This is a genomic window from Micromonospora sp. NPDC005161 (genome assembly GCF_053599855.1).
The window spans coordinates 13,142-33,946 of sequence record NZ_JBSFYQ010000050.1; the positions used below are offsets into that span (position 1 = coordinate 13,142).

At 70.5% G+C, this 20,805-nt stretch carries 19 protein-coding genes; 10 read left to right on the plus strand and 9 right to left on the minus strand.

Going from position 1 to position 20,805, the window contains the following annotated elements; translation table 11 throughout:
- Positions 1-26 precede the first annotated feature (26 nt).
- Genes ACWD5O_RS31795 through ACWD5O_RS31805 form a run of 3 tightly spaced genes read left to right on the plus strand, consistent with a single transcriptional unit; the run spans position 27 to position 2,965 of the window.
- Positions 27-1,562 (plus strand): aldehyde dehydrogenase, encoded by a 1,536-nt coding sequence (locus tag ACWD5O_RS31795; RefSeq protein ID WP_450005022.1) that lies wholly within the window; start codon positions 27-29, stop codon positions 1,560-1,562.
- Complete coding sequence (locus ACWD5O_RS31800; protein ID WP_354968035.1) at positions 1,562-2,269, plus strand: enoyl-CoA hydratase/isomerase family protein; 708 nt, start codon at positions 1,562-1,564, stop codon at positions 2,267-2,269. The genes ACWD5O_RS31795 and ACWD5O_RS31800 overlap by 1 nt, the downstream gene beginning before the upstream one ends.
- Positions 2,270-2,314: 45 nt before the next feature.
- The gene (locus ACWD5O_RS31805; protein ID WP_354968034.1) at positions 2,315-2,965 is read left to right on the plus strand and encodes a GntR family transcriptional regulator; all 651 of its coding nucleotides are present in this window, start codon (positions 2,315-2,317) and stop codon (positions 2,963-2,965) included.
- Here the strand turns inward: ACWD5O_RS31805 and ACWD5O_RS31810 are convergent.
- Positions 2,962-3,762 carry an SDR family NAD(P)-dependent oxidoreductase gene (locus ACWD5O_RS31810; RefSeq protein ID WP_354968033.1) on the minus strand — a complete coding sequence of 267 codons (801 nt, stop codon included), beginning with the start codon at positions 3,760-3,762 and terminating at the stop codon, positions 2,962-2,964. The genes ACWD5O_RS31805 and ACWD5O_RS31810 overlap by 4 nt on opposite strands.
- The gene (locus tag ACWD5O_RS31815; protein WP_354968032.1) at positions 3,759-4,454 is read right to left on the minus strand and encodes a cyclase family protein; all 696 of its coding nucleotides are present in this window, start codon (positions 4,452-4,454) and stop codon (positions 3,759-3,761) included. Before ACWD5O_RS31815 ends, ACWD5O_RS31810 begins: the two co-directional genes overlap by 4 nt.
- A gap of 111 nt (positions 4,455-4,565) precedes the next feature.
- On the opposite strand from ACWD5O_RS31815, the gene ACWD5O_RS31820 reads away from it, so the two are divergent.
- The 3 genes from ACWD5O_RS31820 (at position 4,566) to ACWD5O_RS31830 (ending at position 7,220) form a co-directional block, all read left to right on the plus strand.
- On the plus strand, positions 4,566-5,822 hold the full coding sequence (locus tag ACWD5O_RS31820; protein WP_450087578.1) for a PucR family transcriptional regulator: 1,257 nt from the start codon (positions 4,566-4,568) through the stop codon (positions 5,820-5,822).
- A gap of 91 nt (positions 5,823-5,913) precedes the next feature.
- Entirely contained in the window at positions 5,914-6,804 is an 891-nt protein-coding gene (locus ACWD5O_RS31825) for an NAD(P)-dependent oxidoreductase (RefSeq protein WP_354968030.1), read from the plus strand.
- 5 nt (positions 6,805-6,809) lie between these two features.
- Complete coding sequence (locus tag ACWD5O_RS31830) at positions 6,810-7,220, plus strand: GlcG/HbpS family heme-binding protein (protein WP_354968062.1); 411 nt, start codon at positions 6,810-6,812, stop codon at positions 7,218-7,220.
- A gap of 23 nt (positions 7,221-7,243) precedes the next feature.
- Here the strand turns inward: ACWD5O_RS31830 and ACWD5O_RS31835 are convergent, their stop codons facing one another.
- The 6 genes from ACWD5O_RS31835 to ACWD5O_RS31860 form a co-directional block, all read right to left on the minus strand.
- Positions 7,244-8,254, minus strand: a complete 1,011-nt coding sequence (locus ACWD5O_RS31835; RefSeq protein WP_450087579.1) for an amidohydrolase family protein — start codon at positions 8,252-8,254, stop codon at positions 7,244-7,246.
- Positions 8,255-8,295: 41 nt separating this feature from the next.
- Positions 8,296-9,606 carry a histidinol dehydrogenase gene (hisD, locus tag ACWD5O_RS31840; RefSeq protein WP_354968028.1) on the minus strand — a complete coding sequence of 437 codons (1,311 nt, stop codon included), beginning with the start codon at positions 9,604-9,606 and terminating at the stop codon, positions 8,296-8,298.
- A 26-nt stretch (positions 9,607-9,632) separates the two neighbouring features.
- Positions 9,633-10,397 (minus strand): ABC transporter ATP-binding protein, encoded by a 765-nt coding sequence (locus ACWD5O_RS31845; protein ID WP_354968027.1) that lies wholly within the window; start codon positions 10,395-10,397, stop codon positions 9,633-9,635.
- A 49-nt stretch (positions 10,398-10,446) separates the two neighbouring features.
- Complete coding sequence (locus ACWD5O_RS31850; protein ID WP_450087580.1) at positions 10,447-11,301, minus strand: ABC transporter permease; 855 nt, start codon at positions 11,299-11,301, stop codon at positions 10,447-10,449.
- A complete protein-coding gene (locus tag ACWD5O_RS31855; RefSeq protein ID WP_354968025.1) occupies positions 11,268-12,125 on the minus strand; it encodes an ABC transporter permease in 858 nt (285 codons plus the stop codon). Before ACWD5O_RS31855 ends, ACWD5O_RS31850 begins: the two co-directional genes overlap by 34 nt.
- Before the next feature lie 78 nt (positions 12,126-12,203).
- Positions 12,204-13,271, minus strand: coding sequence for an ABC transporter substrate-binding protein (locus ACWD5O_RS31860; RefSeq protein ID WP_354968024.1), 1,068 nt, complete (start codon positions 13,269-13,271; stop codon positions 12,204-12,206).
- A gap of 436 nt (positions 13,272-13,707) precedes the next feature.
- Between ACWD5O_RS31860 and ACWD5O_RS31865 the strand changes: the two genes are divergently transcribed.
- The 4 genes from ACWD5O_RS31865 (at position 13,708) to ACWD5O_RS31880 (ending at position 18,982) form a co-directional block, all read left to right on the plus strand.
- On the plus strand, positions 13,708-14,685 hold the full coding sequence (locus ACWD5O_RS31865; protein WP_450087581.1) for a LacI family DNA-binding transcriptional regulator: 978 nt from the start codon (positions 13,708-13,710) through the stop codon (positions 14,683-14,685).
- A gap of 271 nt (positions 14,686-14,956) precedes the next feature.
- Positions 14,957-16,231 (plus strand): PucR family transcriptional regulator, encoded by a 1,275-nt coding sequence (locus ACWD5O_RS31870; protein WP_387328934.1) that lies wholly within the window; start codon positions 14,957-14,959, stop codon positions 16,229-16,231.
- Positions 16,232-16,332: 101 nt separating this feature from the next.
- A complete protein-coding gene (locus ACWD5O_RS31875) occupies positions 16,333-17,796 on the plus strand; it encodes a CoA-acylating methylmalonate-semialdehyde dehydrogenase (protein ID WP_450087589.1) in 1,464 nt (487 codons plus the stop codon).
- A gap of 1 nt (position 17,797) precedes the next feature.
- Positions 17,798-18,982 (plus strand): MFS transporter, encoded by a 1,185-nt coding sequence (locus ACWD5O_RS31880; RefSeq protein WP_450087582.1) that lies wholly within the window; start codon positions 17,798-17,800, stop codon positions 18,980-18,982.
- Here ACWD5O_RS31880 and ACWD5O_RS31885 read toward each other — a convergent pair.
- Positions 18,955-20,775, minus strand: coding sequence for a GAF domain-containing protein (locus ACWD5O_RS31885; protein WP_450087583.1), 1,821 nt, complete (start codon positions 20,773-20,775; stop codon positions 18,955-18,957). The two genes, ACWD5O_RS31880 and ACWD5O_RS31885, sit on opposite strands and share 28 nt — an antisense overlap.
- Positions 20,776-20,805 lie beyond the last annotated feature (30 nt).

The following is a 20,805-nucleotide window of genomic DNA, read 5'->3' on the forward strand; positions in this document are numbered from 1 at the left end:
ATGATGTATACCAAGCGGACGGCACCGTGACCACGGCCCACATCCAGCCGACGGTGGCGCTCCCCTCTGGACCACTGGCGACCGGGCTACGCATCGGCGGCCGGGTCGTCGAGGGGCGGGGCCCTCGGCTCGATGTCGTCAATCCCGCGACGGGCGGCGTGCTCGCGGTCGCCGACAGTGCCGACCAGGCCGACGTCGAGGAGGCCGTCCGGGTCGCCCAGGAGGCCTTCGACTCCGGCGTGTGGAGCCGGATGCCAATCCACGAGCGGTCGCGGATCCTGCACCGGTTCGCCGACGGGATCGCGGCGCGGATGAGCGACCTCTACCAGCTGGAGACCGCCAACAACGGCCGGCCACTGACCGAGACGAAGGCGCAGATCACCCGGCTGCCGGAGTGGTACCGCTACAACGCCTCGCTGCTGCTCGCGGACCGCGACGCGGTGGTCCCGATGCCCGGGCCCTACCACTCGTACACCAGCCGGCTGCCCCTCGGCGTGGTCACGATCCTGGCGTCGTTCAACCACCCGATGATGATCGCGTCGAAGTCCCTCGCGCCCGCGCTGACGACCGGCAACTCGGTGGTGCTGAAGCCGTCCGAGCAGACCCCCCTGACCGCGATGCTGCTGGCCGACATCGCCCACGAGGCCGGCATTCCCGACGGCGTACTCAACGTCGTCAACGGCCTCGGCCCGGTCGTGGGCGCCGCTCTCACCGAGCACCCGTTGGTAAAGAAGGTGGTGTTCACCGGCGGCACCGAGCCTGGCCGGTCGATCGCGCTCGCGGCCGCGAGGCGCTTCGCCAAGACCACACTAGAGCTCGGCGGTAAGTCGCCGGTCATCATCTTCGGTGACACACCCGTCGACGTGGCCGCGCGCGGCGCCGCGTTCGGCGGCTTCATCGGGGCCGGCCAGACCTGCATCGCGGGTAGCCGGCTGCTGGTGCACCGCAGCATCCACGACGGGTTCCTCGACGCGCTGACCGCGGTCGCCGAGGGAATTCGCATCGGCAACCCCAGCGACGAGTCCACACAGCTCGGCCCGGTGATCTCCGCCCGAGCCAGGGACCGGATCCTCGGCCGCATCGCCGAGGGCGTGCGGTCCGGCGCCCGCGTCGTCACGGGTGGCGCCGCCGCGACCGTGCCCGGGCTGGAGGACGGCTTCTTCGTGCAGCCGACCGTGCTGGCCAATGTCACCAACGACATGACCGTGGCCCGCGAGGAGATCTTCGGGCCCGTCGTCGTGGCGATCCCCTTCGACGAGGAGGACGAGGCCGTCGCGATCGCCAACGACTCGCCGTACGCCCTCGGCTCCGCGATATGGACCCGTGACATCGCCCGCGCCCACCGCGTGGCGTCCCGGCTCGAGGCCGGGATGGTCTGGATCAACGACCACCACCGCCTGGACCCGTCCTCCCCGTGGGGTGGTCTCAAGGAGAGCGGAATTGGCCGCGAGGGCGGCTGGGAGTCGTTCCACGACTTCACGCAGGTGCGTGCGGTCACCGTCCGGACGGCGCCCGACGACGTTGACTGGTACGGCGGCAAAGCGACCGGAAGGCTGAACTGATGAGCGACCTGACCATCCACCCGGTCGAGAACGGCGTGATCCTGGCCGAGCTGTCCCGGCCCCCGGAGAACCTGTTCAGCATCGAGCTGTGCGGACAGCTGGCGGCCGTACTCGACGACCCGCCGGAGGGCGCGCACGTGCTGCGCCTACGGGCAACCGGTGACGTGTTCTGCCTTGGCCGCGACCGTGGCGGCTCGACCCCGGCCGAGGTGCGGGCGGAGGCCGAGGCGCTCGCCGGGCTCACCCGCTCGGCGCAGCGGACGAGGCTGGTGACCGTCGCCGAGGTGCAGGGCGACGCGGCCGGGTTCGGTGTCGGCCTGGTGGCGGCCTTCGACGTGTCGGTGGCGGTGCGGGACGCGGCCTTCCGGTTCCCCGAAGTCGGCATCGGCCTCGCGCCGGCCCTGGTCCTCGCCTGGCTGCCTCGCGTGGTCGGCCGCCGGAAGGCGTTCTGGCTCACCGCGACGGGAGAGCCACTGGCCGCCGAACAGGCGGCGGAGCTCGGCCTGCTCAACGAGGTGGTCGACACGCGTGACGCCCTGACCAAGCGGGTCGACGACATGGTTGCGCAGCTGCGCGCCCGCAGCCCGCGGGTGCACGGCGACATCAAGGACATGCTCAGGGTGTTCGGCGATGTTGGCGACGAGCGCGCTCTCGACGTGAGCATCGACCGGCTCGTGGTCGGGTCGCTACGCCGTGGCGAGCGCTGACGTGGCGGCATGACGGGTTCAACCGACGTACGGCAGACTGCTCGGGTGTCCACCGAGTCGGCCGCCGCGCGAGTGGCGGGTAGCCTGCGCGAGCGTGTGTCCAGCGGACAGCTCCGGCCGGGGACCGCGCTGTCGCAGGCCGGCCTGGCCGAGGAGTACGGCGTTAGCCGCATCCCGGTCCGCGACGCCCTCCAGCAGCTCGCCAGCGAAGGGCTCGTCGAGCTACGCGGCGCCACCGCGGTGGTGACCCCGCTGTCCATCGACGACCTGCAGGAACTCTACGAGCTGCGTGAGGCGGTCGAACCCGTCGCCACCCGGCTCGCCGTCCCGCGGGTGGGCCGGGCCGGCATCACGCGGATGACCCATCTGCTCGCGGTGATGGATGACCCGGCCATCTGGCCGGGCACCTGGGTGGAGACCAACGCGGCTTTCCACGCGGAGGTCTACACGCTGGCCGGACGGCCGCGCATGATCGCGATGGTCGAGCAGCTGCGGCGGCTCACCGACCGCTACATCTATTTCCACCTCGACGTGGTCGGCCAGGCCGGGCACCTGCAGGAGGAGCACCGGCAGATCCTCGACGCGGTGAAGGCGCAGGAAGCGCGGGCTGCCGCCGAGCTCACCCGCGCCCACCTCGCGTCGTCACACGCCGTCGTGCTCGACTACCTGCTCACCCAGGAGCGGGACGGGGCTTAGCGCGCCACCATCCCCGCGGACAGGTCGATGTCGGCCGCGCAGAGGCCGGGCATGTGCAGCATCGCGACGACGGCCGCGGCCACCTCGTCCTCGGTGAGCATCCGGTGCAGCGCTGCCCGCGACACGAACGCCTCCTCGGCCTCCTCGTACGTCGTCCCGGTGCGCTCGGCCTCCAGGTTGAAGTTGCGGGTCATCCGCGGCCCCTGGACCGGACCCGGCGACAGGCAGTTCACCGAGACGCCTGCCGGGCCCACTTCGTACGCGAGTGTCGCGGTCAGCCCGATCACCGCCATTTTGGAAGCGGTGTACGGCGTGCGGCGGGTCAGCGGGCGCTTGCCGCTCACCGACGCGAGGTTGATCACATCGCCGACGCCCCGCTCGACCATCGCCGGGAGGAACGCCCGGCACATCAGGTAGATGCCGCGGACGTTGGTCGCGAAGACGTCGTCCCACTCGTCGGGCTCGATGTCGACCAGCGGCGCGACGGGGCCAGGGACGCCGGCGTTGTTGACCAGGATCTCCACCGTCTCGTCGGCCACCTCCTCGGCGAGCGCGGCAACGCTCGCCGGGTCGGACACGTCGGCCGCCGTGACCCGGACGCTCCCGGGCATCGCCTTGGCCTCGGCCGCCACTGCATCGAGCCGCTCCCGGTTGCGCCCGACCGCGACCACGCGGGCGCCGCGGGCCGCGAGAGCGAGCGTGATCGCACGGCCAAGCCCGCTGCCGGCACCGGTCACGACGGCGGTACGGCCCGCCACCCGGTCGCCCGGGAAGGCGGGCCCGTCGACGGTGGTCACGCCGGACCGTCGAGCAGGGCGACCGCGCGGGTCGGGCCGCCGTGGGCGCCGAGCACCTTGAGCGGGAAGCCGATGAACGTGAACCGCTTGCCGATCAGCTGGTCGAGGTTGGTGAGGTTCTCGTAGTGGGTGATGTGGTGGCGGCGGCACATCATGTGGCACGGGTAGGACTTGCTGGTCGGGTTGTCGGGTGTCGGGCTGTCCACGCCGAATGTCTTCACCCCGTGCTCGACAATCCATTCGCTGCCGGTCTCCCCGAGACCGGGGAATTCGGTGAGGTACTGCGGCTGCCCGGCGTACCGGCCGTGCGTCCCGGTGTGCAGCAGCAGGATGTCGCCGCGCTCGACGGTCACGTCGACGGCGTCCTGCGCCGCGTCGAGGTGCTCGGCGGTGATGTCCTGGCCGGCGCCGACGTGCGAGACGTCGAGGCAGACCGCCGCGCCGTAGAACAGGTCGAGCGACATCTGGTCGATGGTCTGGGCCGACGGGTCGGGGTCGAGGTGGGAGAACGAGTCGACGTGGGTCGGGCCGTTGTCGTTGAAGATGATGCCCTTGGTCTGGAACGAGAAGCCGCCCACGAAGCGCAGCGCCGTCTCTTCGTGCAACGCGTGGTCGAACACCACGGTCTTGAGGTGGCCGGGATAGACCTGCATGCCCTGGTAGATGTCCTGTGACAGGTCGACGAGCTGCACGTCGACGCTCCCTTCCGTCGGGCCGGCCCCGCTGACCGGGGTGGCTGGGTGTCGGAACTCTAGGGCGGCCGCGCGCGGCACGGACGCTCTAATCGGAGTAGATTTACGGTCATGAACGCACCGATCGATGAAGCGCTCCGGCGCCCCGGTTCGGCAGCCCCGACACCGCCCCGGCCCGGGACCACCGCGTCGCCGTTCGACATCGCGGACCGGATCGCCGAGGTGGTGGGCGGGCCGGTCATCCTGGAGGACCCGTCGTTCCGAGTGCTCGGTTACTCCGCTTTCGTCGGCCCGATGGACCGTGGCCGCGCCGAGGCGATCCTCGGCCGCAGGATCCCGGGTGTGTGGCTCGAGCATCTGACCCGGACCGGAAGCCTCGACCGGCTCCGCGGCACCGCGGACGTCGTCGACCTGTCCGACGGCCCGCGGAAGGCGCACCGCCGGCTGATCACGGCGTTCCGGGCCGGAGACCGCCTGCTGGGGTTCGCCTGGGTCGCGGAGGGCGAGCGGCCGCTCGGCGACGGGGCGGCCCGCATCTTCCGCCGCGCCGTCGACGAGGAGACGCCCGCCCTGCTGCGGCACCTTGAGCGGCTCGACGCCGAGGAGGCGCACCGGTCGCGGCTCGCCTCCGCGCTGCTCGACGGACTGCCCGGGGCACCTGCAGCTGCCGACCGGCTCGGCTTCGACCGGGACGGGCGCTTCGTGGTCCTGTCCGTCGCCGGTCCGGCACAGGCGCGGGCACGGACGGAGGACGGGGAGGCCGGGAGGACGCGCCTGCTGGAGCACCTGCGGCTCTGTCTTGACTCGTTCCACCGCCGCTGGGTGGTGACCCCCCGCGGCGACGGCGGGCTCGCCCTGGTGGCCCTGCGCGCCGAAGAGTCCGAGAAGACGGCCGCGCGGCTCGGCCAGGAGGTGTTGAGGCTCGCCGGCGACGGCCCGCTGCGCACCATGAGGGTCGCGGCGAGCTCGGTCGGCGCCGGCCTCGCCGTCCTGCCGCGGCTGCGTGCCGAGGCGACGGCCGCGACAGTCGTGGCAGGCGACGACGGGTCGTTCGTCGCGTACGCAGACGTCGACGCCGTGGTGCTCGTCGCGGACGTGGTTGCCGCGCTGCCGGCGGGTGTCCGGCTGTCGGGGATCGATCGGCTGCGCGCGGCCGACCGCGGCACCGGGCCAGAAGGCGGCGAGCTGGAGCGCACTCTGCGCGCGTTCCTCGCAGCGTGCGGCAGCGCCTCGGCGACGGCCCGTGAGCTCGGCGTGCACGTCACCACCGTCCGGCACCGGCTCGACCGGATAGCCGCGATTTCGGGGCTCCGGCTCGACCGCCCCGAGGTCCGCATCGCCTGCGACCTCGTGCTGCGCCGCCCCTGAGCCTGGGACACCTGTCGCCCAGCAGTCCGGCGGCCCGGCACTGACGTTTGCTGACACCCCTGTTCACACCGGCTCGCCCTAGGGTGGCCGGATGACGACAGCCCAGACGGACGTGACGACGGTCGGCGTGGTCGGCCTCGGGATCATGGGGTCGGCGATGTCCGGCCACCTGCTGACCGCCGGCTTCGACGTGACCGGCACCGACCTGGCCCGGCCCGCGGTCGACGAACTGGTCGCCCGCGGCGGCCGCCCGGCCCGCGACCTCGCCGCCCTCGCGCGCGAGTCGGCGGTCGTGGTCACCTCGCTTCCGTCCGCCGCGGCGGCGCTGGAGGTGTGCCGGGGCCTCGCCGCCGCGGAGCCGGCCGACCTCGTCGTCGTCGAGACGTCGACGCTGTCGCTGGCCGTGAAGCAGGAGTGCCGCGATCTGCTCGCCGCGGTCGGCGTACCGCTGCTCGACTGCCCGCTCAGCGGTACCGGCGCGCAGGCCCGCGACCGCGACCTGGTGGTGCTCGGCAGCGGCGACGAGGCGGCGTTCGAGAAGGCCCGTCCGGTGATGACAGCGTTCGCGCGGTCAGTGCGGTTCGTCGGGCCCTTCGGCCACGGCATCACGATGAAGCTGGTCGCCAACCTGCTGGTGTCGATCCACAACGCGTCGACGGCGGAGGCGTTCGCGCTCGGCGTGGCCGCGGGCCTCGACCCGGCGGTCCTCTTCGAGACGGTCCGCGAGGGGGCGGGCGGGTCGGTCATCTTCGACAAGCGCGGGTCGCTCATGGTCGAGCGTGCCTACCGGCCGGCGACCGCGCGGGTGTCGATGTTCGTCAAGGACGTTTCATTGGTGCAGGAGCTGGCCGCGTCGGTCGGCGTCGCCACGCCGGTGCTCGACGCGACACTGCCGCTGTACACGAAGGCGGTGGACGCCGGGTGGGCCGATGCCGACGCGGCCGCGCTGCTGGAGGTCGTCGAGGCGGAGGTGCGGGGTTGAGCGGGATGACCTTGGCGCAGGCGGAGGCGGTTGCCGCCGGGACGCTGCGACACGCCCGCGTGGTCAGGGCGGCGCCGCTCGCGGTGGCGGTGCTCGACCCGGGCGGCCATGTGGTCGTGGTGAAGCGCGAGGACGGCGCGGGCATCCTGCGCGTCGAGATCGCGACCGCCAAGGCCTTCGGCGCGCTCGGTATGGGCATGTCGTCGCGGGAGATCGCCCAGCGGGCGGAGCGGCAGCCGACGTTCTTCGCCTCGCTCGCCGCAGTGACCGGCGGTCGGCTGGCGCCCGCGGCGGGAGGTGTTCTGGTACGCGACGCCGACGGCTCCCTGCTGGGAGCCGTCGGCGCAAGTGGCGACGTCTCGGACGTGGACGAGGCGTGCGTGCTGGCCGGGATCGCGGCCGCCGGTTTGGTCTGACGGCGCGCGCCCCGGTCGGCGGATCAGTCGGTGAGCTTCAGCAGCCGCGCTGCCGTCCGACCGCGGATGGCCTCCCGGTCGTCGTCGCTGAGCCCGCGGGTCTCGTCAATCTGGCCGAGCGGGTCGTAGTGGCCCATGTCGAACGGATAGTCGGTGCCGATGACGACGTGATCGGCCCCCATCTGCTGGACCAGGAACTCCAGGTGCGGCGCGTCGAACACCAGGCAGTCGACGTAGATCTGCTTGAGGTAGGTGCTCGGCGGTCGTGAGATGTGGTGCCGGCCTTCGGGCCGCAACTCGTAGGCGTGGTCCATTCGGGAGGAGTAGAACGGCAGGTAGCCGCCGCCGTGCACGGCGACCAGCTTGAGGTTGGGGTGTTCCTCGAGGACCCCGCCATGGATGATCCGGGTCAGCGCGAGCGTGGTGTCGAGCGGGTTGCCGATGACGTTGGTCAGGTAGTACTTCCGGAACCGTTCGCCGCCCGTGAACCCGTTGGGGTGCAGCATCACGACGACGTCGAGCTCCTCCGCCTTGGCGAAGAACGGCCGGAACCGGCGGTCGTCGAGATCCATTCCCATGACGTTGGTGTTGATCTCGACGCCCCGGAAGTCGTACTCCGTGACGCACCGCTCGAGTTCCTCGACCGCCGATCGCACGTCCTGCATCGGTACGGTGGCCAACCCGACGAACCGATTGGCGTGGTCGCCGACGATCTTGGCGAGGTTCTCGTTCTGCATCCGGGCGAGCTCACGGGCGAGCTCCGGGTCGGCCCAGTAGAAGTAGCCGGCCGGGGCCACCGAGATGGCCTGGACGTCGATGCCCATCCGGTCCATGTCGGCGATCCGTGTCTGCGGGTCGGTTGCCTGCGGCATGATCTCGCGGACGTGCTCGAGCTGGTAGGCGTTGGTCTCGTCGCCGCCGTAGTAGCTGAACGGCTCCATCTCCGGCGCCATCAGCCCCTCCACGAGCGGCTGGCAGTCGGGGAGGATGACGTGGGCGTGGATGTCGACGGTTCGGTGGGATCCGCTGGGCATGGATGACCTTCTGTTCGTTGGGACGTGGGGCGAAAGCGGACTCAGCCGACGGGCGTGGGCGCCCAGGGCAGCTGCGCGCCGGCGTACTTCGCGGCCCGGACGTCGCCGGAGCGGGCGTGACCCTCGAAGAGCTCCACGCGTGCGGCGCGGCCGCACAGCTCGCCGAGCCGGGCGCTGGCGGCGGGATCGGTGACCTCCTGGTACGTCACGGTGCGCAGGTACTTCCCGACCCACAGCCCGCCGGTGTAGCGGGCGGCACCGCGGGTGGGCAGCACGTGGTTGGTGCCGATCACCTTGTCGCCATATGACACGCAGGTGCCCTCGCCGAGGAAGAGCGCGCCGTAGTGCCGCATCTTGTCCAGGGCCTCGCGCGGGTTGCGGGTGAGGATTTGCACGTGCTCGCTGGCGTAGGTGTCGGCGAGCGCGTACGCCGCGTCGAGGTTTTCGACGACGTGCACCTCCCCGTGGTCGCGCCACGCGGGGCCGGCCATGTCGTTGGTCGACATGCCCGGAAGGATCTCGTCGACGTGGACCATGACCGCTCGGGCGAGTGCTTCTGAGGTGGTGATGAGCACCGCCGGGGAGTCCGGCCCGTGCTCGGCCTGGCTGAGCAGGTCGACGGCCACCACGAACGGATCGGCCGCATCGTCGGCCACGACGAGGATCTCGGTCGGTCCGGCGAACAGGTCGATGCCAACCTCACCGAACAGCTGCCGCTTCGCCTCGGCGACGTACGCGTTGCCGGGGCCGGCGATCAGGTCGACCTTGCCGATCGACTCGGTGCCGATGGCCATCGCGGCGACCGCCTGGACACCGCCGAGCAGGAAGATCTCGTCCGCGCCGGCCAGGTGCAGGGCGGCCACGGTCGCCGCTGGGATCTTTCCGCGCAGCGGCGGGGTGCAGGCAGTGACTCGCTCGACCCCGGCGACCTTCGCCGTCACGACGGTCATGTGCGCCGAGGCGGTCAGCGGGTAGCGGCCCCCGGGCACGTAGGCACCGGCCGCGACGATCGGCAGGTGCTTCTGGCCCAGGAACACGCCCGGCTGGGTCTCCACCTCCAGGTCCTGCAGGGTGTCGCGCTGGCGTTGGGCGAAGTCGCGGACGTTGGCCTGCACGGTTCGGATGTCGTCGACGACCTCGGACGTCAGTGACGCGACGAGCTCCTCGATCTGCTCCGGCCCGAGCCTGAACGACTCGGGCGACCAGTTGTCGAACTTCTCGGAGTAGCGGCGTACGGCCTCGTCGCCGTTCGCGCGAACGTCCTTGATCACCTCGCGGACGACGACGGAGACGTCGTCGTTGCCGTGGGCGGCGGGCACGCCGCCGGTGGGGGACTTCAGGTGGGTGCTCATGGTGCTCCTGTACTGGGCGGGTGCGGTCAGGCCACGGGCTCGGCAGTGGGGCTCATTTCCTTCATGGCCTCGAGACGCGCGAGCACCTCGGCCTGGAGGGTGGCCACCGTGGGGTCGGTCTGCCGGCGCGGGCGGGGCAGATCGATGGTGATGTCCTCGTAGATCCGGCCGCCGGGCTGGAGCACGATGATCCGGTCGGACAGCTCGACGGCCTCGACGACGTCGTGGGTCACGAAGACCACGGTCTTCTTCGACTGGGCCCAGATGTCCTGTAGCTGCGCGCGAAGCCCTCGGGCGGTGATCGCGTCGAGGTGGCTGAACGGTTCGTCCATCAGCAGCAGGTCGGGCTCGACCGCGAAGGCGCGGGCGATGCCGACGCGCTGCTGCATGCCGCCGGACAGCTGACCGGGATAGAAGTTGGCGTTCTTCGCCAGGCCCACCATCTCGAGGTACCGCTTGGCCCTGGCCACGGTGGCCTCGCTCCGGTCGTTCTGGACGTACATCATGTTTCGCATGACGCTGCGCCAGGGAAGCAGCCGCGGGTCCTGGAAGACGTAGCCCATACGGGCCGGGCCGCCATCGTCACTGGTCAGGCTGATCTCGCCGGAGGTGTGCTCCTCCACACCCGAGATGATGTTGAGCAACGTGCTCTTGCCGCAGCCCGACGGCCCGACGATCGAAACGAATGTCTGGCCGCTCACCTCGAAGGAGATGTCGTCAAGGACCCGGCTCGCCCGGGGAGTGCCCAGGTTGAAGGTCTTGGCGAGGTTCTTGACGGTCAGGACTGCCACGAGAGCTCCCTAGGGCTGGGGGTGTGCAGGATGGGGGCGGACGGGGTCATCAGCCATCCCGCCAGCGGAAGGCGCGCTTGATCGCGCGGTCGAGCACGAGCCGGTCGAGCAGCACGATGAAGCCGACGAACAGCACGACCCAGGCGGCGAACCCGCCGAACCGGTTGGCGTCGTACCAGAAGCGGGCACGGTAACCGACGCCCCCGCCGCCGCCGAACCATTCGGCGAGCAGGACGCCGTTCCAGCCGATGATGATCGCGAAGCGCACGCCGGCCGCGATGTACCCGGTGACGGCTGGGAGGACGAGGTCGCGGATGCGGCGGGTGACCGGCACGTTGTACGTCGACGACATGTCGCGCAGGTCGCGGGAGACGCCCCGCACGCCTTGGGCGACGTTGACGACCACGAACGGCACCGAGGTCAGAAACGTCGTGATGATCGGGCTCATGTCGCCGAAGCCGAACCACATCACCGTGAGAAACGACCAGATGATCGCCGGGATCGACAGGCCGACCAGGACCGGGCTCTCGAAGAACGCCCGGGACAGCGAGGAGAGGCCCATCAGCACACCGATCGCGATGCCCACGACGGTCGCGAGCAGCAACCCGACGCCGAAGCGGTAGAGCGTCGAGCCGAAGTTGCCGAAGACCTCGCCGCGGGAGAACTCCTCGCCGAGCCGCTGCACCACCTCGACCGGGCCCGGGACGCGGCCGAAGAGCAGCGACATCAGGACCCAGAACAGGAAGAAGGACAGCAGCGCGGCGACCCGGGCGGCCCCGTCGGAGGTGAGCCGCTTGCGCCAGGTCGGCGTGCTCTGCTCGATCTCGCTGGTCGAGCGGCGCCGGTTGACGGTGGCCTGGAACGTGGTGCTCATAAGGCGGAACTCCTTTCCTCCGGACGCCATGCGAGGAGCCGTGCCTCGGCCTTGAACAGGACCAGGCGCTCAATGAGGAGCATGAACACGATGAACAGGGACGTCCACGCGAGCACGGCAGCGATGTCGTAGAGCTGGTACTCGGTGCGGATCTGGAAGCCGACACCGTTGCGGCCTCCGAACACTTCGGTCAGCGCCTCGACCTTCCAGGCCACCGCGAAGCACATCCGGATCGCGGCGAACACGAACGGCACGATCGTCGGGAGCAGCACCTCCCGGCGGATCTGGTGCGGGGCCCGCCCGAATGCCTCGCTCATGGTGACCAGGGACTTGTCGACGCCTCGGATGCCCTCGGCGACGTTGAGCGCGACGTAGGGCGCGGACACGAGCGCGACCGCGAGGATCGGCCCGAAGTTCGACAGGCCGAACACGATCAGCGACATGACCGCGTAGACGATCGCGGGGATCGTGCCGGCGATGGTCACGCCATCGTGGAAGAACGCCCGCCAGTAGTTGTACCGGCCCATCAGATAGCCGACCGGCGCCCCGACGGCGGCGGCGACCCCGAAACCGGCGAAGGTCTTCAGCACGCTCGCCGAGAAGTCGGTGACGAAGTTGCCGTTCTCGACGATCTCGACCGCCGCTTGGATGACCTCGTGCGGGCGGGGCAGCAGCCGGGATCCGTACCACCAAGAGCCGAACTCCCATAGCAGGAACATCGCGATCCAGCCCATGACGAGCAGGCCGGTGCGCCGCCAGCGCCGCAGCCGGGCGATCCTGCGGGCGCTCGCCTCGCGGTCGTCGGGGTCCGCGGGGGGCGCGGCCGGAGCCGCGCCCACCAGCTGATCCGTCATCATCTCTCCTTCACTCGGCCCTACCGGGCCCACTCACCCGGCCACACCGGGCCTGCTGGATGCGTCGGGACTCGAGGTTCAGGACTTCGGGAGGATGGTGAAGTCGGGGGCCGGCGTGTTCTTGTCGACGTAGCCGGTCTCCTTCATCAGTTCGAACAGCTTGGTCTCGCTGTCGACCCACGCCTGGTCGAGGTAGGTCGTGTCGACGAACCAGTCGTACTTGTTGGCCAGCCAGTCCTGGATGAACGCCTTCTCCTCGGGCGTCTCGGCGGCGAAGTCCTCGGGGTAGGCCTTGACGATCGCGTCGCGGTTCTTAGCCCACTCCTGCACGCCGCGGTCCCAGATCTTGACCAGGAAGGCCGCCTCCTCGGGGTTCTTCTCGACCCAGGCCTTACGAGCGACGAAGACATTGTTCTGGGGGTGGGTGACGTTCTGCGGGTCGGAGGAGAACTTCTCGGCGTAAATCTGCGAGACCGACTTGGAGTCGTAGAGCGGCTTGATCGCGCCGCTGGACAGCTGCGGAATCGAGAAGTCGGGCAGCAGCAGACCGGCGTCGGCGTCACCACGCTCGATGAGGCCGGCGGCGTTCTGCGGGTCGGTCACGACGAGCTCGAAGTCGCCGCCCCCGGCGCGCAGGTCGAGGTTGCAGAACTTGCGGGCGTAGACGCCCCACATGATCGTGATCGAGACGGCGCTGTGCGTCACGATCTTCTTGCCCTTGAGGTCGCAGATGGTCTGGGCGTTGCTCTTTGCCGACACGGCCAGGATGCTTCTGTCGGAATTGAACTTGCCGAAGATTGTTGTCTTCTCGCCGGTCTGCTTTTCCAGGTCGGGTACCTCGTACGACGCGGCTGAGACGACGTCCGCGTGGCCGCCGGCGTACACCCCGTACTCGTCCCAAGAGGACGAGGTGAGGACCTGAATCCCCGCCTCCTCCTCCATCTGCTGCTTGATGCCTTGGCTCTCCATCCACTTCCAGACCGGGTCGGGAGCCATCACCATGTTGACGACGCCGCCGGCGTCCTTTGCCTCGCCGCCCTTGGCGGCGCCTGGACGCGACCCACAGCCGGAGACCAGCAGGGCAATGACGCTGGCGGCGGCCACCAGGCGCCAGCGGTGGGGACGGAAGATGCGTGCAGTGCTCATATCGTGCCTCTCAGAGTCGTTCGACCCGTCCGAGGGTGCGATCAAGGGGCGTCGCGCTACGACGGGCCTGGTGGTGGTTGGGGGGTGGGGGTGAAGTGGTGGGGATGTGGCGCCTGACACTGCCGTGACTAATCTTGCAAGTCAAGCATTTCTCGGAAACTTATGCATGCTCCTGTTCTCGACCATGCGCTCAACGGCCGCCGGGTTCACGCCTGCGTGCCGATATTTCCGGACGTACACGGGGTTCTAGGAAGTTGACAGCAACGAGATGGTCGCCTATCTTCGTTGTGCATAGATTATGCATTTCTGCCCGCATCGAGGGCCGGTGCCTGGACACGAGAAGAAAGTGAGACGGCTTGTGAGCGTGAATCCGGGCACGACGGGCGACGGTCCGGGACGACGGCGACGCGCGCGCCCGGCGACGAACAGCTCGACCGTGGCGCAGGCCGCCGGCGTCTCCCAGTCGACGGTCTCGCGCGCCCTGCGGGGCGACCCCCGGGTGCGGGAGGACACCCGCCGCCTCATCGAGGAGACCGCCGAGCGGCTGGGTTACCGCCCATCGTGGGTGGCTCCCCCGACGCCACAGCGCACACGCACCATCGGTGTTGTCGTCGCCGACCTGACCAACCCGTTCTTCCCGACGCTGCTCACGCCGGTACACGACGAGCTGCAGATTATGGGCTACCGGGTCGTGCTGTTCGCCGAGCGCACCGACATCCCGACCGGGCAGGAGGCCCTGGTCAACCTGCTCAACCGGTCGATCGACGGCGTCCTGGTCACGACGGCCACCCTCGACTCGCGGCTCGGCCAGGCCCTCGCCGGGCGGGACCTGCCGGTCGTGCTTCTCAACCGGTACGTCGACGCGATGGACGTCGACCGCGTCATTGCGGACAACTACCAGGGCGGACGCGCCGCCGCTCGCCATCTGCTGGACTTCGGCCACCGCACCATCGGCGTCATCCGTGGCCCCGCCAACACCTCGACGAGCAGAGACAGACACGCCGGCATCATCGACGCCGGGATCGCACTCGACGAGCGTCTCGTCCGCGAAGGACCGTACTCGCACCAGTGCGGCTACCAGAACGCCCGAGAGCTGCTCCGGCTGGCCACTCCCCCGACCGCGCTGATCTGCGGCAACGACGTGATCGCGTTCGGCGCCATCGACGCCGCGAAGTCGCTTGGCCTGGACGTGCCGGGCGACGTTTCGGTGCTCGGCTTCGACGACGTTCCGATGGCAGCCTGGGAGGTGTTCCAGCTGACCACGGTCCGCCAGCCCCTGTCGGAGATGGCACGGACGGCCGCCCGCCTGCTCGTGGAGCGCATCGAGCACGGCGGCGACATCGGCGCCGGGCGCGAGCGTCTGTTCGCCACCAGCCTCGTGCAGCGGTCGACCACCCAGCGGGTGGCCCGCTGACACCCGGTGCCCACAGGGCCCGGCCGTCGCTGGTGACATGGCATGTCCTCCTCGAGCGGGGGCGGTAGGTTCGGCACCACCCATGCGCCACAGCCTCGCCGCGTCACGCGACGCGCCACCATGTGGGGCCACCCATTTCTGAGGCGACAGTGTGGTGAGCGACACATCGGCACGGATCCGCGGCCGGCGGCACCGTGGCCTCATGACCTCCGCCTCGCTCCACCAGGTGACTACGCCCACACCAGCCCCACGACCGCGTCCAGACGCTGACGTGCGCCTGCCGACGTGGGCACGCGAGGCCTCCGACGGCGTGGATCTGGTGGCCCTGGCGGACCAGGTCGTCGAGGCGGACCTCGCGGCGGCGTTCGACACGTTGCGCGACAACGACGAGTTCGTGACCCGGCTACGGGCCAGCGTGGTCGAGAACCTCCGCCATCTCCGCCAGGTCATCGCCGGGCGGATCCACCTCACTGAGGTGACGCTCGCCGAGCCGTTCGCCCTGGCCCGCATGCAGGCCCGGCTCAGGTTGCCGCAGACGGCGCTGCAGCGGTCCTACCGTGTGGGCTTCCTGACCATGTGGCACGAGTGGAGCGACCGGCTGGTCGAGCGGGCCGACCGCAACGACGTCCCGCGCGCGGAGAGCCTCGAGGCACTACGCAGCATGACCGCGCTGCTGCTCGGCTACCAGCACCAGGTGGCATCGCAGGTCGCGGACAGCTTCGCCCGGGCCGACGAGGCGCTGAGCCGCTCGCGCGAGCACGTACGCAACGGCCTCGTCCAGCATCTGCTGCGCGAGGACTCCACGCCACTCCCACCGTCGGACCTGGTGCTGCTCGACTATCCCCTCGACGCCAGCCACATCACCGTGCTGCTGCCGGCGATGCCCGAAGGCGCTGCGCGCCAGATCCTCAACGCGCTGCGCAAGGCGTGCCACACCCGCGACACCCTCGTCCATGCGGTCGACCTCACCAACACGGTGGTGTGGCTGGCACACCCCCGGCCACCGGGATGGCGCGCCGCGAGGATCGCCAACCTGACCGACTGCCTCCGCGGCCTCGGCGTCGAAGCGTCGGTCAGCGACCCGCACGTCGGCGTACAGGGCGTGCGGGCCGGCTGGCTCCAGGTGCAGGACGTGCAACGGGTACGCACGGCGTGGGGTGCGGCGGGCAGCCCCAGGGTGCTGGGTCACCCCGACGTCAGCCTCGAGATCCTGTTGATGGCCGACCCGGTCAAGGCCCGTGCGTTCGTCCACGCCGAACTCGGACAGCTCGGTGCCGACGACGACCTGGCCGCGCGGCTGCGCGAGACCGTCGAGGCGTCCCAACGGTGGGGCAGCCATGTGACCACCGCCGCGCACCTCCACCTGCACGAGCACACCGTGCGCAACCGGCTGCAGAGGGCCGCAGAGCTGCTGGGCCGCCCGCTGACGGAGCGACGGACCGAGCTCCAGGTCGCGCTGAGGCTCGCGCGGCTGCTGACCGAGAACAACAGTCGGGCCGACAGCCCGACACTGCCGCCGCCGGTCAGTCCCGGCACGCCGGGATGACGCCCGGCGTGAGTACACCGCACGGCCGGACCTCCCATCCTGAGGGTCCCCGCATGAGGAGCGAGTAGATGAACGGCGACGTGGCGCGTGTGAACCACTGGATGGGGCGAGAATTCGCGGGTGCGAGCACCCGTACCGCCTCGGTCACCAACCCAGCGACCGGAGCGGTGACCGCCGCGGTGGCACTGGCGTCCACGCACGACGTGGCCCGCGTGGTCGACGCCGCCGTCGCGGCGTTCCCGGCGTGGCGCGACACGTCGTTAGCCCGCCGCACCCAGACACTGTTCGGTTTCCGCGAGCTGCTGAACACACGCAAGACGGAGCTGGCCGAGCTGATCACCGACGAGCACGGCAAGGTGATGGCGGACGCCGTCGCAGAGGTCAGCCGCGGCCAGGAGGTCGTCGAAGTCGCCTGCGGGATCGCCCAGCTGCTGCAGGGCGCCGTGAGTGAGAACGCCGCCACCGGTGTCGACGTGTCGACCGTACGCCAGCCGTTGGGACCGGTCGCCGTGATCAACCCGTTCAACTTCCCGGCCATGGTGCCCCTGTGGTTCGTGCCGGTGGCCATCGCGGCGGGCAACACCGTCGTGCTCAAGCCCAGCGAAAAGACCCCGTCGGCCTCAATCTGGCTGGCGCGGCTGTGGGAGGAGGCAGGCCTGCCGGCCGGTGTGTTCAACGTCGTGCAGGGCGACGCCGAAGCGGTCGACGCGCTGCTCAGACATCCCGCGATCGAGGCGGTGTCGTTCGTGGGATCGACGCACGTCGCGCGGCACGTCTACGAGACCGCGGCCGTGTCGGGCAAACGCGTGCAGGCCCTCGGCGGCGCCAAGAACCACATGGTCGTGCTCCCCGACGCCGACCTCGACGCCGCTGCGGACGCCGCCGTCAGCGCGGGCTACGGCTCGGCCGGCGAGCGGTGCATGGCGATCAGCGTTGTCGTCGCGGTGGGACCGGTAGCGGACGACCTGGTGACCCGAATCGCCGACCGGACACGTGCCCTGTCGGTCGGGTCCGGACGCCGCGACGTCGACATGGGGCCACTCGTGACGCGCGAGCACCGCGATCGGGTTGCCTCGTACGTCGAGGCGGCGGAGGCGGAGGGCGGCAAGCTCGTCGTCGACGGCCGCGACTGGGACGTGGATGGCGAGGCGTCAGGCTTCTGGCTGGGGCCGACGCTGGTCGACCATGTCACACCCGAGATGTCGGTCTACCGCGACGAGGTGTTCGGCCCGGTTCTCGCAGTCGTACGAACGGAATCCTTCGACGAGGCGCTTCGCCTGATCAACGCCAACCCCTATGGCAACGGCACCGCCCTGTTCACCTCCAGCGGGCCGGCCGCCCGGCGGTTCCAAAACGAGGTGCAGGTCGGCATGGTCGGGATCAACGTGCCGGTGCCGGTGCCGGTGGCGCACCACTCCTTCGGCGGCTGGAAGAACTCACTGTTCGGCGACACGCACGCCCACGGTGCCGAGGGGGTGCGGTTCTTCACCCGCGCCAAGGTGGTCACGTCGCGGTGGGGCGCGCCGAGCGGCGGAGTACAGCTCGGCTTCCCGCAGAACACCTGAAGTGACGACCACGGCGGCGCCCCCCGCTCCGACGCTCCTTCTTGCCTGCCTGCTCGGCGGTTCGGCCGGCTGGGCGATGACGGCCGCGGGCGCCGCAGCGAGCACCATGGCGGCCGCCTACGGCGCCGACCTTCTCTGGGTCGGCCTGCTCACCGCCGCGCTGGCCGCGCCCTATGCCGCCCTCCAGTTCCCCGGCGGGATCCTGGTCGACCGCCTCGGCGTGCGAACGGCGGCGGTCGCCGGGCTGTCCCTCGTCGTCGCCGCGCACCTGCTGGCCCTGCTGGCTCCCCTGCCCTGGCTGGCGGTGGCGGCCAGGATCGCCTCCGGGACGGGATTCGCCGTCTGCTTCGTCTCCGGAGCCGAGCTGGCGCGCAGCAGCGGCCGCGGATCGTGGGGCATGGGGATCTTCGGTGGCGTGGCGCTCGCCGCGTCGGGAGCGGCCGTGCTCGTGGTGCCGTTCGCCGAGCTCGTGCTGGACTGGCGGGCTCCCTGGGTCACGACAGCTGCTGTGACGGCCCTCGCGCTGGTATTGGCGGCGCGGCAACCGCCGGACGGAGCCCGCCGAGCGACGCCCACGCATGGCGTCCACACCGCCGGATCACCACCGTCGACGCTGTTGCGCGACGGTGAGCTGTTCCGCCTCGCCGCCGTCCACGCCGTCACGCTCGGAGTGGGCCTCGTACTCTCGTCATGGGCCACCACGTTGCTCGTCGACATCTGGTCGTTCGAGTCCACGGCGGCCGCCGTGATCGGATCGGGCGTGCTCGGCCTCTCCGTGGTGAGCCGGCCTCTCGGCGGCCACGTCGCGGCGATGTGGCCCACCCACAGCCGGACGATCTGTGTCCTCGCACTGATCGCGTGCTCGGCCGCCACCATGGCGCTGTCCCGACCGACCGCGCCGGTGGTCGCGGTCCTGGCCGTGGTGGTGCTCGGGCTGTTCAGCGGACTGCCGTTCGCGAGCGTGGTCGGCGCCGTCCAGGCGCGCTACCCGCAGCGACCGGCGGCTGCCGTCGGGATGATGAACACGGCCGCGTTCGGTCTCGTCGTCACGGCGACCCCGGTCATGGGGTGGGCAGCCGACCACGGGCACGCCTCCTGGACACTGGTCGTCGTCGCCATGCTGTGGCTGGTGCCGTTGCTCGTGCTCCCGAGCGGTGCTCAGCCACGTGCCGTGCCGCCGTCCTGACCACGGGTCCCGAGCGCGTCGGCCACCTCGTCGGCACTCAGCGCGATCTGGAGTTCGGCGAGGGACCGCACGTGCGCGGTGGACACCCCCAGCAGCTGCTCGGCCTTGCGGATGCGCAGGCCGACCGTGTTGGGGTGCACGAACAGCGTGGTGGCAGTGGCAGCGGTGTTGAGGTCGTGGGCGACGTAGGCGCGCAGCGTCTGCTCGAGAGCAGTCCCGCGCGTAGCGTCGTGGGCGCGGATCGGGGCGAGCGTCTCGGCGGCGAAGCGACGTAGCTCCGAGACGTCCTCGAGCTGCAGCAGCAGCCCGTGCACGCCCAGCGACTCGAAGCTCGCGACCGTGTCGGCCTGCCCACGGAGCTGGGCGATCGTCGCCGCACCGCGGGCACGTCGGTAGGCCGCGGGGTAGTCGGCGAGCGTCGTGCAGAGCGGCGAGACTGCCACCCCGGTGTCCGCCCCGACGCTGATACGGCGCAGCTGCCGTTGGAGCTGACCGGCGCGGTCCAAGGCGTCGGCCTGGTCCTTCGCCGGCAACAGCAGCACGACGTCGTCCGCGATCGCGCTGACCAACGCACGGGGCTGAGCGGTGGCCACCAGCGACCTCGCGACCGACAGGACGCGGGCGGACCCGGCACGCTGCGTGCCGCCGTGGACCACGATCACGGCATGCGGGTTCGTCAGGTCGAGACCGAGCCGGCCCGCCCGCTCGGCGGCCGTCACCAACCCCGCTGGGTTCCCGGTGAGCAGGTCCGTGACCACCTCGCCGGACAGGCGCCACTCGACCTCGAGTGCCGTGCGGGCCCGCAGCACCTCGAGGGCGCAGACCGTGGCGGCGTGCTCGAGCGCGCGGACGTCGATGGCGGGCAGCGGCAGCACGGACCGGGGGACCCAGATCCGAGCGACCGTGTCCAGGCCGAGCATCACCGGCGTCGAGTGCGCCTCCGTGTCCTGTGTGACGAGAGGCTTCTCGTCACGCTTCACCGCGGCCAGCTCGGCCCCAGACGGTTCCTCTGTCACCACGACCGACGTACCCAGCACCTCGGTCAGCGCCGCCGCGACCCCCGCAACGCCACCGCCCCGGAGCGCGACCTGGGTGAACTGCTCATGCACCGCCTCCCCGCGACGCAGCAACTCGTGCTGCTCGGCGAGAGCGGTGTTGGCCGCGAGCAGCTCGGCGATGGTCGCGGCCTCGCGATCGCGCAGCCTGGTCGTCTCGATCGCGACGCCGGCCTGGTCGGCGAGCAGAGAGAGCAGATCCCGCTCGTCGGCGCCGTACTCGTGGGGAACCCGCTTGTAGCAGTTGAGCGTCCCGACGGGCACGCCCGACGACACAACGGGGACCGAGATCAACGAGCGGTAGCCCTGCTGGCGCGCCACCCCACCCCACGGGAGGAAGGTCGCGTCGGCCAGGGTATCAACCACCTGCACGGACCTACCGGTGAGGAACGCTTTGCTGGAGGGAGCCTGCAGCTCGTCGTCCGGGTCCAGCATCACCGGATGGTCGGCGTTGACCTGCTGGATGTAGCTCGACGAGAGGCCGTAAGTGCCGGTGATGGCCAGCGAATTGCCGTCCTCGTCGACGATCAAGACGGCGCAGAAATCGTAGCCAAGCAGGCGGGCCGCCGTCTCGGACACGAGGTCGAGCACCTCTGGTAGCGAAACCGGTCGATTGATCACGGTGGCGATGGTCGCGATCGCCTCGAGCCAGGGGCGCAGGTGCAGGGCACCGCTCGTCTGCATGGCGTGACTGTGCCACGACACCCGACTCCGCGCTATACCTGTGTGGCGACACATGTCCGAACGGGGCCAGCGGAGGCCACAGTA

Excerpts from the sequence above, each read along its gene's own strand:
- ACWD5O_RS31825 (WP_354968030.1), top strand. The coding sequence starts at position 5,914 with ATGACGACAGCCCAGACGGACGTGACGACGGTCGGCGTGGTCGGCCTC.
- ACWD5O_RS31855 (WP_354968025.1), bottom strand. The coding sequence starts at position 12,125 with ATGACGGATCAGCTGGTGGGCGCGGCTCCGGCCGCGCCCCCCGCGGAC.
- ACWD5O_RS31820 (WP_450087578.1), top strand. The coding sequence starts at position 4,566 with ATGAACGCACCGATCGATGAAGCGCTCCGGCGCCCCGGTTCGGCAGCC.
- ACWD5O_RS31800 (WP_354968035.1), top strand. The coding sequence starts at position 1,562 with ATGAGCGACCTGACCATCCACCCGGTCGAGAACGGCGTGATCCTGGCC.
- ACWD5O_RS31830 (WP_354968062.1), top strand. The coding sequence starts at position 6,810 with ATGACCTTGGCGCAGGCGGAGGCGGTTGCCGCCGGGACGCTGCGACAC.
- ACWD5O_RS31860 (WP_354968024.1), bottom strand. The coding sequence starts at position 13,271 with ATGAGCACTGCACGCATCTTCCGTCCCCACCGCTGGCGCCTGGTGGCC.
- ACWD5O_RS31850 (WP_450087580.1), bottom strand. The coding sequence starts at position 11,301 with ATGGCGTCCGGAGGAAAGGAGTTCCGCCTTATGAGCACCACGTTCCAG.
- ACWD5O_RS31875 (WP_450087589.1), top strand. The coding sequence starts at position 16,333 with ATGGGGCGAGAATTCGCGGGTGCGAGCACCCGTACCGCCTCGGTCACC.
- ACWD5O_RS31835 (WP_450087579.1), bottom strand. The coding sequence starts at position 8,254 with ATGCCCAGCGGATCCCACCGAACCGTCGACATCCACGCCCACGTCATC.
- hisD (WP_354968028.1), bottom strand. The coding sequence starts at position 9,606 with ATGAGCACCCACCTGAAGTCCCCCACCGGCGGCGTGCCCGCCGCCCAC.
- ACWD5O_RS31885 (WP_450087583.1), bottom strand. The coding sequence starts at position 20,775 with ATGTGTCGCCACACAGGTATAGCGCGGAGTCGGGTGTCGTGGCACAGT.